The following is a 12,716-nucleotide window of genomic DNA, read 5'->3' on the forward strand; positions in this document are numbered from 1 at the left end:
GGCCATATGCGATTCCTCAATCCGAAGAACGGCGCGCTCGAAGAGAGTTCTTCGGTGCCCTACGACCTGACCTACGACGATGTGTTCATGGTGCCCAGCCGCTCCGCCGTGGGCTCCCGCCAGGGTGTGGACCTCTCCGCGCCCGACGGGACCGGCACCACCATCCCCCTCGTGGTCGCCAACATGACGGCGATCGCCGGCCGCCGGATGGCCGAGACCGTCGCCCGCCGTGGTGGCCTGGTCGTCATCCCGCAGGACATTCCGCTCGATGTCGTCACCGACGTCGTGACCTGGGTCAAGCGCCGTCATCTGGTACTGGACACGCCGATCGTGCTCTCCCCGGTCGCGACGGTCGCCGACGCGCTGGCGCTGCTGCCCAAGCGGGCACACGGCGCGGGCATCGTCGTCGAGGGCGGCCGCCCGATCGGTGTCGTCACCGAGCACGACCTGGCCGGGGTGGACCGCTTCACCCAGGTCTCCGAGGTCATGTCGAAGGACCTGCTGGTCCTGGACGCGGACATCGACCCGCGTGAGGCGTTCAACCGCCTCGACGCCGCCAACCGCAAGCTCGCGCCCGCGGTCGACGAGAGCGGCATGCTGGTCGGCATCCTCACCCGCAAGGGCGCCCTGCGCGCCACCCTGTACACCCCCGCCGTGGACGCCGACGGCAAGCTGCGGATCGCCGCCGCCATCGGCATCAACGGCGATGTGGCCGGCAAGGCCCAGGCGCTGCTGGACGCCGGCGTGGACACCCTCGTCGTCGACACCGCGCACGGCCACCAGGAGTCGATGATCGAGGCGGTCAGGAAGGTACGGGCGCTGGACCCGCAGGTGCCGATCGTGGCCGGCAACATCGTCGCCGCCGAGGGCGTCCGCGACCTGATCGAAGCCGGTGCGGACATCATCAAGGTCGGTGTCGGACCGGGCGCGATGTGCACCACCCGCATGATGACCGGCGTCGGCCGGCCGCAGTTCTCCGCGGTGCTGGAGTGCGCCGCCGAGGCCAAGAAGTACGGCAAGCACGTCTGGGCCGACGGTGGGGTGCGCCACCCGCGCGACGTCGCCATGGCGCTGGCCGCCGGTGCGTCCAACGTCATGATCGGTTCCTGGTTCGCGGGCACGCTGGAGTCGCCCGGCGACCTCCAGCACACCGCCGACGGCCGCCCGTACAAGGAGAGCTTCGGTATGGCCTCGGCCCGTGCGGTGCAGCGCCGGACGAGCGAGGAGTCGGCCTACGACCGGGCCCGCAAGGCGCTCTTCGAGGAGGGCATCTCCACCTCGCGGATGTTCGTCGACCAGGCGCGTCCCGGCGTCGAGGACCTGATCGACTCGATCATCGCCGGTGTCCGCAGCTCCTGCACCTACGCGGGCGCGGCCTCCCTGGAGGAGTTCGCCGAGAAGGCCGTCATCGGCGTGCAGAGCGCCGCCGGCTACGCCGAGGGCAAGCCGCTGCACGACAGCTGGAGCTAGTTCCCGACAGGCAACGTTCGGGCAACTCTCGCCCACCGGCCCCGCACCGACCACTCGGTGCGGGGCCGGTCGCGTATCCGGTCCGGGACGCCGGGTGACCATGGCGTCCACCCCTTGGACGGTTCCTTCGGAGACCGTCCGGAATCCGTCCTACCGGTGCCCGATACGCAACGAATCTCCGGGCTGCCCGCCGGTGCGCAACGATCGTCCGCGGTTGCGCAAGGAACCTGCATTACGGCAGCTCAGCGGCGCACCGTAAGGTCTGCGCTAAGTACGTGGAGTGGCGGCGACCGCCTGCTCGGCGGTCGGCGTAGGCTGCTTTGGCATGCCCGCGTACGGATCGCTGTCGGTGGCCGCCATCCGACCGGCAGCGATTAAGGAGCCACCTCAGTGTTGGAGCACGGCGCAGCCCCGCCCCCGGGGGACACCAACACCGAACCGCCCGCCCCTGGAGCCGTCGGCACCGGGGTGATGCGGCGCAAGCCGGTCGAGCGGCTGGTCGCCGAGAGCGGCAAGGGGCAAGGGGGTTCGCTCCGCCGCTCGATGGGTGTCTGGCAGCTGACCATGATCAGCGTCGGCGCCACTCTCGGCACCGGCATCTTCGTCGTCCTCGGCAAGGCCGTCCCGGTCGCCGGTCCCGCGGTCATCCTCTCCTTCGTGCTCGCCGGCCTCACCGCGCTGTTCTCGGCGCTGTCGTACGCGGAGCTGGCGGGCACCATCCCGGTCTCCGGGTCCTCGTACTCCTACGCCTACGCCACCCTCGGCGAGGTGGTCGCCTGGGTCTGCGGCTGGTGCCTGATCCTGGAGTACGGCGTCTCGGTCGCGGCTGTCGCGGTGGGCTGGGGCCAGTACCTGAACGAGCTGCTCGACGGTGTCTTCGGCTTCACCATCCCGGACGCGCTGGCCGCGCCGCCCGGTGACGGCGGGATCTTCAACCTGCCCGCACTGCTGGTCGTCCTGCTGGCCATGGTGTTCCTGATGGGCGGGGCCAAGGAGAGCGCCCGGGCCAACACGATCATGGTGGTAGTCAAGATCGTCGCGCTGCTGCTCTTCTGCGGCGTCGCCGTGCAGGGTGTGCGCTCCGGGAACTACGCCAACTTCATGCCGCTGGGCATGGCGGGTGTCAGCGCCGCCGGCGCGACCCTCTTCTTCTCGTACATCGGCTTCGACGCGGCCTCCACGGCCGGCGAGGAGGCCAAGAACCCGCAGCGTGATCTGCCGCGCGCCATCATGCTCTCGCTGGTGATCGTCACCGTGCTGTACTGCCTGGTCGCGGCGGTCGCGGTGGGGGCGATGCCGTGGCAGAGCTTCGAGGGCTCGGAGGCCGCGCTGGCCGGCATCCTCAAGGCGGTCACCGGCCAGAGCTGGTGGGCCGTGCTGCTGGCCTTCGGCGCGGTCATCGCCATCGCCAGCGTCGTGCTGACCGTGCTCTACGGCCAGACCCGCATTCTCTTCGCGATGTCCCGGGACGGGCTGGTGCCGAAGGCGTTCTCCAAGGTGCACGCCAAGACCGGGGTGCCGCGCATCAACACCGTGATCGTCTCGCTGTTCTGCGGTGTGCTGGCCGCCGCGGTGCCGCTGGCCGAGCTGGCGGACGCCACCAGCATCGGCACGCTCTTCGCCTTCGCGCTGGTCAACGTGGCCGTGATCGTGCTGCGCCGCACCCGGCCCGAGATGCCGCGGTCGTTCCGTACGCCGCTCGCTCCGCTGTTCCCGGCGATCGGCTTCCTGATGTGCGTCGGGCTGATGCTCAGCCTGGGCGTGGTCACCTGGGTGGTCTTCGGTGCCTGGATGGCGGTGGGCCTTGTGATCTACTTCGGTTACGGCAAGCGCCGCTCCCGATTGGCCACACCAGAGAAGTGATCCACCCGCAGTGCGACTGAACGATCTCGACGAACGCATCGTCCACGCCCTCGCCGAGGACGCCCGCCGCAGCTACGCCGACATCGGCCAGGAGGTCGGGCTCTCCGCCCCGGCCGTCAAACGCCGGGTGGACCGGCTGCGGGCCGACGGTGCCATCACCGGCTTCACCGTACGGGTGGACCCGGCGGCGCTCGGCTGGGAGACCGAGGGGTACATCGAGGTCTACTGCCGCCGGAACACCTCGCCCGAGGCGATCCACCGCGGCCTGTCGCGCTACCCGGAAGTGGCGTCCGCCTCCACCGTGACCGGTGAGGCGGACGCCCTCGTCCAGGTCTTCGCCTCCGACATGCGGCACTTCGAGCGGGTGCTGGAGCGGATCGCGGGCGAGCCGTTCGTCGAACGGACCAAGTCCGTCCTGGTGCTGTCGCCGCTGCTCCGCCGCTTCAGCTCGGGCGCGCCGGGCTGACCTCTCCGTCGTCGCCCGGTGTGCTCGTCCGGCGCAGGCCGGTGACCACGGCGGTGCCGAGGACGAGCACCACGCCCGCCGCGATCCGGTAGCCCAGCGCCGCGCCATCGGTGAAGGCGGCCGCCGCCGAGGTGCCGTCGCCGGTGCCGGCCGTGAAGCGTACGGACAGGACGGTGCCGACGACGGCGATGCCCAGCGCCGCGCCCAACTCCCGTGCCGCGCCCTGGAGTCCGGAGCCCATCCCCGCGCGCCGGGGCGGCACGGAGGCCACGATCGCATGCGACAGGGACGGCATCGCCAGCCCCGCTCCGGCCGACATGATCAGCAGGAACACCACATAGCGGAGGTACGGGGTACCGGCGTCTGCCGTGGACAGCAGCAGCAGTCCGGCCGCGATGAGCGCCAGGCCCACGCCGACCGTCCGGGCCTCACCGGCCCGCTGGGCCCAGCGCAGCCCGTAGCGCGTCACCGCCATCATCCCGGCGGCCAGCGGCACGATCGCGAAGCCGGTCTGGAGCGGTGAGTAGCCCTTGACGTACTGGAGGAACTGGGCGTTCACGTAGAAGAGCGCGAACATCCCGAAGAACGCCAGGCCGATACCGAGGACGCCGGCCCGCAGCCGCGGCAGCCGGAACAGCCGGGGATCGAGCACCGGGTGCGCGGCCCGCAGCCCGTGCCGTACGAACACCGCGAAGGCCACCAGGGCGAGGGCGAAGGCGCCGGTCACCGCGGCGGAGGTCCAGCCCCGGCCCGGGCCCTCGATGACGCCGAAGAGCAGCGCGCCCGCCCCCAGGACCAGCAGTGCCGAACCGGGCAGGTCGAGCACCGCGGTCTGCCGGGGAACCCGCGGCGCGGCCGAGGCGACCCAGACCAGCAGGGCCGGCCCGAGCAGGACGTACGCCCAGAAGAGCCCCTGCCAGGGCAGGTACTGGAGGATCAGCGCGCCGCCCGCGTTGCCCGCCATCCCGCCGATGCCGAGCGCCGTGCTCCAGGCGGCCACCGCCCCGGCCCTGCGCTCCGGCGGTGTGGCGTGCAGCAGAACGGACATGGTCGCCGGGACCAGCAGGGCAGCGCCCGCGCCGGAGAGGGCGCGGCCCGCCAGCAGTACCGGAAGGGCTGGTGCCAGCGCGCTCAGCAGCGCGCCCGCCGCGAAGACGCCGAGGCCGGTCAGCAGCATGCCCTTGCGGCCGAATCTGTCGCCGAGCGCGCCCGCCGGGATCAGCAGCCCCGCGAAGACCAGTACGTAGCTGTCGACGATCCACAGCAGCTGGGAGGCGGACGGATGCAGCCCGCTCGCGGCGATCTTGGGTATCGCCAGGTTCATCGCGGCCACCAGCGACTGGGCGACCAGCACACAGGCGCACATCGCGGCGGTCACCGAGCGGCGTCCGGCGCGCGGGCCGGTGGCCAGGGCGGGGGAGGGAGTCACGGTCGAGGTCATGGCCGGGACGCTAGAGTCCGGGTGGGATAACCTCAACTGCAAGGTGTGCACTCCATGATTGCGCGAAACGCAAACATCGACCTCAACCTGCTGACGGCGCTGGACGCCCTGCTCGAAGAGGAGAGCGTGACCGCGGCGGCCGACCGCCTCGGGCTCTCCGGCCCGGCCATGAGCCGCGCCCTCGGCCGGATCCGCCGGACGATCGGCGACCCGGTCCTGGTCCGCGCCGGCCGCCATATGGTGCCCACTCCGCGCGCCCGGGAGATCCGGGCCGAGGTCCGCCGCCTGGTCGAGGCGGCCCAGGGCGTGCTGGCCCCCGCCGCGCCCGCCGACCCGGCCCGGCTGGCCCGGGCGTTCACCCTCACCGCCAACGACCTCCTGGTCACCGCCGTCGGCCCGCGGCTGGTCGCCCTCGCCGCCGCGGAAGCGCCGCAGGTCGTCCTGCGCTTCCTCGGCGAAAGTCCGGTCGATGTACCGCTGCTCCGCGAGGGCGCCGCGGACCTGGAGCTGGGCGTCATCGACAGCCATGAGCCGGAGATCCGCACGGAGCGCCTGTACCGCGACCACCCGGTGGCGGTGGTCCGCGCCGGCCATCCGCTGACCACCGGGAAGCTCACCGCGCGCCGCTACGCCGACGCCCCGCACCTCAACCACACCCGCCGCGGCCGGCTGACCGGGCCCATCGACGCCGCGCTCGCCGAACTCGGACTGCGCCGCAAGGTCATCGCCACCGTCCCCACCTTCGCCGCCTCCCTGCTGATGGTCCGCGACAGCGATGCGGTCGGCATGGCGAACGAGGCCACCGCGGCCTCGACGATCCGCAGCCTGGGCCTGCGCACCCTGCCGATCCCGCTCGACCTGCCGCCGATGACCATGGAGATGGCCTGGCACCCGCGTCAGGAGGCCGACGCCGGGCACCGCTGGCTGCGCGGGCTGGTACGGCGGGCGGTCACCGAGGTGATCGGCGCGGCACCCGACACGGCACCCGATACGGCACCCGATACGGCACCCGATACGGCACCCGCTCCCACCTGCGAGAACGCCGTACGCAACGAATCGCCGCGGAGCCGCTTGAACGCGCAATGAATCGTCCGTCGGCACGCAACGGAGGCGCCTTGTCCGGCATCGCCGGCGCCCCGTACCGTCAATGCGTCCCGCCGCCCGCACCCGTTCCGCCGAGGGGTCCCATGACGTCGCTGCACACCGCCCTGCTCCAGAGCTCGGGGCAGCCCGGCGACGTCGCCCACAATCTGCGGGTGCTCGACGACGCCGCCCGCACGGCGGCCGCGCACGGCGCCGGACTGCTGGTCACGTCCGAGATGTTCCTCACCGGGTACGCCATCGGCGACGACGTCCCCCGGCTCGCCGAGCCCGCCGACGGCGACGCGGCGCGTGCCGTCGCCGAGATCGCGGTGCGCCACGGCCTCGCCGTTGCCTACGGCTTCCCCGAGCGCGACGGTGGGACGGTGTACAACGCGGTCCAGCTGATCGGCCCGGACGGGCGGCGCCTGGCCGCCTACCGCAAGACGCACCTCTTCGGCTGCTTCGAACGCGAGTGGTTCACCCCGGGCGACCAGCCCGTCGTCCAGGCCGAGCTGGGCGGCCTCCGCATCGGCCTGATGATCTGCTACGACGTGGAGTTCCCGGAGAACGTCCGCGCGCACGCCCTCGCCGGCACCGACCTGCTGCTGGTGCCCACCGCACAGATGCACCCGTTCCAGTTCGTCGCTGAATCGCTGCTGCCGGTGCGCGCCTTCGAGAACCAGATGTACATCGCGTACGTCAACCGCACCGGCCCGGAAGGGGAGTTCGAGTTCGTCGGGCTCTCCACGCTGGCCGGACCCGACGGCGTCGCCCGGGCCCGGGCCGGCCGCGGCGAGGAGCTGGTCTTCGCCGACGCCGACCCGGAGTTCCTCGCCGCCTCGCGCGAGCACAACCCGTATCTGCGCGACCGCCGCCCCGGCCTGTACGGGTCCCTCGTCTGAACCCCTTCCTCCACCCCATCCCTCCTCTCCACCAGCTCCACCGTCAGTTCCCCGCGCAAGGAGTCCCCGCCCCATGACGTCCACGGTGCCCCCCGCCGTCCAGCACACCGACGGCCAGCCGCCGATCACCATGTTCGGCCCGGACTTCCCCTACGCGTACGACGACTTCCTCGCCCACCCGGCGGGCCTCGGCTCCGTCCCCGCGACCGAGCACGGCACCGAGGTCGCGGTCATCGGCGGCGGGCTCTCCGGCATCGTCGCCGCGTACGAGCTGATGAAGATGGGCCTCAAGCCCGTCGTCTACGAGGCCGACGAGATCGGCGGCCGGCTGCGCACCGTCGGCTTCGACGGTTGCGACGAGGAGCTCAACTGCGAGCTGGGCGCGATGCGCTTCCCGCCGTCCTCCACCGCCTTCCAGCACTACATCGATCTGGTGGGCCTGGAGACCAGGCCGTTCCCCAACCCCCTCGCCCCCGACACCCCGTCGACCGTCGTCGACCTCAAGGGCGAGTCCCACTACGCCCGTACGGTCGATGACCTGCCGCAGGTCTACCGCGACGTGATGAACGCGTGGAACGCTTGCCTGGAGGAGGGCGCCGACTTCTCCGACATGAACCGCGCCATGCGCGAGCGCGACGTCCCGCGCGTCCGCGAGATCTGGTCCAAGCTCGTCGAGAAGCTCGACAACCAGACCTTCTACGGTTTCCTCTGCGACTCCGAGGCCTTCAAGTCCTTCCGCCACCGCGAGATCTTCGGCCAGGTCGGCTTCGGCACCGGCGGCTGGGACACCGACTTCCCCAACTCCATCCTGGAGATCCTCCGCGTCGTCTACACCGAGGCGGACGACCACCACCGCGGCATCGTCGGCGGCAGCCAGCAGGTCCCGCTGAGGCTGTGGGAGCGCACCCCGGAGAAGATCGTCCACTGGCCGTACGGGACCTCGCTGAAGTCGCTGCACGACGGCGAACCGCGCCCGGCGGTGACGCGGCTGAACCGCACCGCCGGGAACCGGATCACCGTCACCGACACGTCCGGCGACATCCGTACGTACCAGGCGGCCATCTTCACCGCGCAGTCCTGGATGCTGCTGTCCAAGATCGCCTGCGATGACGAGCTGCTGCCCATCGACCACTGGACGGCGGTCGAGCGCACCCACTACATGGAGTCCAGCAAGCTCTTCGTGCCCGTCGACCGGCCGTTCTGGCTGGACAAGGACGAAGAAATCGGGCGGGACGTCATGTCGATGACGCTGACCGACCGGATGACCCGCGGTACCTATCTGCTGGACAACGGCCCGGGCCGGCCCGCCGTCATCTGCCTCTCGTACACCTGGTGCGACGACAGCCTCAAGTGGCTGCCGCTGGACGCGAACGAGCGGATGGAGGTGATGCTGAAGTCGCTCGGCGAGATCTATCCGAAGGTCGACATCCGCAAGCACATCATCGGCAACCCGGTCACCGTGTCCTGGGAGAACGAGCCGTACTTCATGGGCGCGTTCAAGGCCAACCTGCCCGGCCACTACCGCTACCAGCGGCGCCTGTTCACCCACTTCATGCAGGACCGCCTGCCCGAGGACAAGCGCGGCATCTTCCTCGCCGGTGACGACATCTCCTGGACCGCCGGCTGGGCCGAGGGCGCCGTACAGACCGCGCTCAACGCCGTATGGGGCGTGATGCACCAGTTCGGCGGCGCCACCGACCCGACCAACCCGGGCCCCGGCGACGTCTACGACGAGATCGCCCCGGTCGAGCTGCCCGAGGACTGAGTCCCGGGAACCGAGTGGGCGGCCGGGGAGTTCAGACCCCGGCCACCCGCGCCGCCGTGTACATCTCCGCCGCGAGATCCGTCAGCTCCGCGGCGTCCCTGGCCCCGCCCTGCAGATCGATGAGGATCTCCTCCACGCCCACCGCGGCATGCGCGGCCAGGTCCTCGGCGATCTGCTCGACGCTGCCCTGGAACGGGCGGCGGTTGCCGCCCTCGTACGGGGCGCGGGTGTGCTGGGTGTTGACCCGCAGCACGCTCCGCACCGGCTCCTCGCGGCCCCGCTCGGCGGCCGTCTCCCGCAGCAGCCGCCACTGCTCGGCGAGCGCTTCGGCGCCCGCGCCGACCGGCATCCAGCCGTCCGCCCGGTCGACCAGGCGGCGCCGCGCCCGCGCGCTGGTGGCGGGCAGCAGGATCGGGATCGGTCGCTTCGGCTTGGGGCCGACGGCGGACGGGGCGATGGTCGTCAGCGATCCCTCGTACGCCACCGGGTCCGGGCCCCACACCGCGCGGCAGACGTCGATCACCTCGTCGAGGACTGCGCCGCGCCGCTCGAACGGGGCGACCGCGGCGGCCGCGTACTCGTCCAGCGACCAGCCCGTGCCCAGGCCCGCGACCACCCGGCCGCCGCTCGCCGCGTCCAGGGTGGCGAGGCCGCGGGCCAGCTGGAACGGTACGTGCAGCGGGGCGACCAGGACGCTGGTGCCCAGCCGGGCCCGCTCCGTGGCCGCGGCGGCCAGCGCCAGCGTCACCAGCGGGTCGGCGACCGCGCGGTACTGATCGGGCCAGGGCAGGCCCGGAATCCCGTACAGCCCCTGGGTGGCGGGCTCGGGGAACAGGATCCGCTCGAAGACCCAGAGGCTCTCGTAGCCGGTCCGCTCCGCGGCCCGCGCCACCTCGGGAACGTCCCGTCCGATGTCGTACTGCCGCGTCTGCGGAAGGCCCAGACCGAGTCGGATGGCCATGCGCCGCACTCCTTCGTCTCAGGTGTCCCGGCTGTCCAAGGTGTCCCCTGACTGTCTCCGGCACTCCAGAGCAACGTACCCACGGTGTACGGAAGTTCAGCGGTGAAATGTCGGTGCGGCGGCCCGTGCGGCGGCGCGGTCACCCGTGCGGCGGCCCGGTCACCCGGGCAGCGGCCGGCGGCCCGGTCACCCGGGCAGCGGCGTCAGCAGCATCCGGCCCACCAGCCCCACCCCGGCGTCCAGCCGCTCGGTGAACTCCTCCGTCACCTCCGGCAGCCCGCGCACGCACCACAGCGCCCGGGCCGCCACCCAGGCACCGTCCCGGGCCTTGTCCAGGCTCCAGGACCCGATCAGATGCGTCAGCGGATCGGCGACGTCCAGTACGTCGGGGCCGGGCATCAGCCGTTCGCGGATCCGCTCCTCCAGGCTGGTCAGCACCCCGCCCACCCGGGCGAAGTCGGTCTCCAGCGCGTCCGGTTCGCACTCCAGCGCCCGGCAGGTGTCCAGCACCGCCAGCGCCAGGTCGTGGCCGATATGGGCGTTGATCCCGGCCAGCGCGAACTGCAGCGGACGCACCCCCGGGTGGCGGCGCAGCTGGAACAGCGGCCGCCAGCAGGCGGGCGGCCGCCGCCCCGCCGTCGCGGCGTCCACCGCGTCGAAGTAGCGCCGCGCGAACCGGACGTCCAGCTCACCGGCGGCCCGCGCGTCCTGGAAGGCGCCGCCCTCGATCCGCCGCGCCACCTCCTCGGTGACGGTCAGGTAGACGCTGTTGAAGACGGCCACCCCGTCCCCGGCGGGCAGCGCCGCGTCCAGTGCCCGCATCCGCGCCAGGACGTCCACGATGCCGCGAGCGGGAGAAGCGGGAGAAGCGGGGGAAGCGGGGGAAGCGGGAGAAGAGGGAGGAGCAGGAGGAGCGGTGGGAGCGGCCGGAGCGGCCACGGTGTCCGCCGGCCCGAGGCCGTCGTCCTCACCGCGTTCCCGGTCCGTCGATTCCTGAGATGTCGTCATCCGCCCAGCCTGTCAGCGGAACGACGGAAATCCGCCGGTGCCGGACGGCGTTGACCGGAACGGGGGAACGTCCGGCGCCGAGGTGATGTCCGGCAACGGGGCAATGTCCGGCGCCGCCCTGCCGCTACGCCTTGTCGTAGGACGAGGTGCCCTCGTCCAGCAGCGGCGGCTGCGCCTTCAGATGCGCGGGGGCCAGTGCGCGCAGCACGTGGTAGCCGGTGAGCACCACGATCGTGCCCAGCGCGATACCGCTCAGCTCGAAGTGGTCGCCGAGGCGCAGGCTGACGCCGCCGATGCCGATGATGATGCCGGCGGCGACCGGTACGAGGTGCAGCGGATTGCGCAGATCCACCTTGTTGTGCACCCAGATCTGGGCGCCGAGCAGGCCGATCATGCCGTACAGGATGACGGTGATGCCGCCCAGCACCCCACCGGGTATCGCGGCCACCACCGCGCCGAACTTCGGGCACAGACCGAAGAGCAGGGCGAACCCTGCCGCTGCCCAGTAGGCCGCGGTGGAGTAGACCCGGCTCGCCGCCATCACGCCGATGTTCTCGGAGTATGTGGTGTTGGGCGGGCCGCCGAGCGCCGTGGAGAGCACCGAGGCCGCACCGTCCGCGGAGATCGCGGTGCCGAGCTTGTCGTCCAGCCGGTCACCGGTCATCTCCCCGACCGCCTTGACGTGCCCGGCGTTCTCCGCGACCAGCGCGATCACCACGGGCAGCGCGACCAGGACCGCCGACCATTCGAAGCTCGGCCCGTGGAGGTGCGGAAGGCCGATCCAGTCGGCCTGGCCGACGGCGGAGAAGTCCAGCCGCCAGTGGTCGGTGACCTTCCCGGCCCCGTTCACGGAGTGGATCATTCCGAAGACCCGGTCGAAGAGCCAGGAGACGGCGTAGCCGAAGACCAGCCCGAGGAAGATCGCGATACGGGACCAGAAACCACGCAGGCACACCACGGCACCCCCGGTGACCAGCATGGTCAGCAGCGCCACCCACTGGTCCTGCGGCCAGTACGTACGCGCCGTCACCGGCGCCAGGTTGAAGCCGATCAGCATCACCACCGCGCCGGTGACCACCGGAGGCATCGCGGCGTGGATGATCCGGGCCCCGAACCGCTGCACGGCCAGCCCCACGAGGAACAGCACCACACCAACGGCCAGCACCGCACCGGTCACCGTCGCACTGGTGCCGCCCTGCGCCCGGATCACCGCGGCGACCCCGACGAACGACAGCGAACAGCCCAGGTACGAGGGCACCCGGCCGCGCGTCGCCAGCAGGAAGATGACCGTCGCGACACCGGACATCATGATCGCGAGGTTGGGATCGAGACCCATCAGTACCGGGGCGACGAAACTCGCACCGAACATGGCGACGACATGCTGCGCGCCCAGGCCCGCCGTCCGCGGCCACGACAGCCGCTCATCCGGTCTGACCACGGCTCCCGGGGCCGGGTTGCGCCCGTCGCCATGCACGGTCCAGCGCACACCGAGGCCCATGACTGCTCCAGTTCTCCATGACGGTGATGACCGTCCGTACGGGGGATGACCGGGCAATGTTAGAGCGGCGTCAGTCCCTCTCCTCCCGGTATGCCAGGATCCGGGACGGCCGGGAACCGGCTATGTCCTCCGTCACTGTCCCGTCACTCGTCCCGACCGTCCCGTCAGTCGTCCCGACTGTCCCGTACTGTCCCGTCACTCGTCCCGGCTCACCGCCCGGAACGGGGCCCGGTACGCACCCGCGGGCTGTGAGGCAGCC

General features: G+C 71.7%; 10 protein-coding genes. 6 read left to right on the top strand and 4 right to left on the bottom strand.

What is annotated here, in order from left to right; translation table 11 throughout:
- Positions 1–6 precede the first annotated feature (6 nt).
- The 3 genes from ACFY12_RS06880 to ACFY12_RS06890 all read left to right on the top strand — a co-directional run bounded on the left by ACFY12_RS06880 (position 7) and on the right by ACFY12_RS06890 (position 3,799).
- On the top strand, positions 7–1,470 hold the full coding sequence (locus ACFY12_RS06880; protein WP_390714679.1) for a GuaB1 family IMP dehydrogenase-related protein: 1,464 nt from the start codon (positions 7–9) through the stop codon (positions 1,468–1,470).
- A gap of 390 nt (positions 1,471–1,860) precedes the next feature.
- Positions 1,861–3,333 carry an amino acid permease gene (locus tag ACFY12_RS06885; protein WP_390714680.1) on the top strand — a complete coding sequence of 491 codons (1,473 nt, stop codon included), beginning with the start codon at positions 1,861–1,863 and terminating at the stop codon, positions 3,331–3,333.
- Between the two features lie 10 nt (positions 3,334–3,343).
- A complete protein-coding gene (locus ACFY12_RS06890) occupies positions 3,344–3,799 on the top strand; it encodes an Lrp/AsnC family transcriptional regulator (protein WP_066927893.1) in 456 nt (151 codons plus the stop codon).
- On the opposite strand, the gene ACFY12_RS06895 is transcribed toward ACFY12_RS06890, so the two are convergent.
- The gene (locus ACFY12_RS06895; protein ID WP_390714681.1) at positions 3,777–5,240 is read right to left on the bottom strand and encodes an MFS transporter; all 1,464 of its coding nucleotides are present in this window, start codon (positions 5,238–5,240) and stop codon (positions 3,777–3,779) included. The genes ACFY12_RS06890 and ACFY12_RS06895 overlap by 23 nt on opposite strands.
- Positions 5,241–5,294: 54 nt before the next feature.
- Here ACFY12_RS06895 and ACFY12_RS06900 point away from each other — a divergent pair, with 54 nt between their 5' ends.
- From ACFY12_RS06900 to ACFY12_RS06910, 3 genes are all read left to right on the top strand, one after another.
- Positions 5,295–6,326, top strand: coding sequence for a LysR family transcriptional regulator (locus ACFY12_RS06900; RefSeq protein ID WP_390714682.1), 1,032 nt, complete (start codon positions 5,295–5,297; stop codon positions 6,324–6,326).
- A gap of 101 nt (positions 6,327–6,427) precedes the next feature.
- Positions 6,428–7,225 carry a carbon-nitrogen hydrolase family protein gene (locus tag ACFY12_RS06905; RefSeq protein WP_390714683.1) on the top strand — a complete coding sequence of 266 codons (798 nt, stop codon included), beginning with the start codon at positions 6,428–6,430 and terminating at the stop codon, positions 7,223–7,225.
- 73 nt (positions 7,226–7,298) lie between these two features.
- Entirely contained in the window at positions 7,299–8,990 is a 1,692-nt protein-coding gene (locus ACFY12_RS06910; protein WP_390714684.1) for a flavin monoamine oxidase family protein, read from the top strand.
- 31 nt (positions 8,991–9,021) lie between these two features.
- Here the strand turns inward: ACFY12_RS06910 and ACFY12_RS06915 are convergent, their stop codons facing one another.
- The 3 genes from ACFY12_RS06915 to ACFY12_RS06925 form a co-directional block, all read right to left on the bottom strand.
- The gene (locus tag ACFY12_RS06915) at positions 9,022–9,951 is read right to left on the bottom strand and encodes a TIGR03619 family F420-dependent LLM class oxidoreductase (RefSeq protein ID WP_390714685.1); all 930 of its coding nucleotides are present in this window, start codon (positions 9,949–9,951) and stop codon (positions 9,022–9,024) included.
- A 186-nt stretch (positions 9,952–10,137) separates the two neighbouring features.
- On the bottom strand, positions 10,138–10,794 hold the full coding sequence (locus ACFY12_RS06920; RefSeq protein WP_390715069.1) for a DUF5995 family protein: 657 nt from the start codon (positions 10,792–10,794) through the stop codon (positions 10,138–10,140).
- Positions 10,795–11,083: 289 nt separating this feature from the next.
- Positions 11,084–12,457, bottom strand: a complete 1,374-nt coding sequence (locus ACFY12_RS06925; protein WP_390714686.1) for a uracil-xanthine permease family protein — start codon at positions 12,455–12,457, stop codon at positions 11,084–11,086.
- Between the last annotated feature and the right edge of the window lie 259 nt (positions 12,458–12,716).

This window comes from Streptomyces sp. NPDC001339 (assembly GCF_042895955.1).
In the GTDB taxonomy this organism is placed as follows: Bacteria; Actinomycetota; Actinomycetes; order Streptomycetales; family Streptomycetaceae; genus Streptomyces.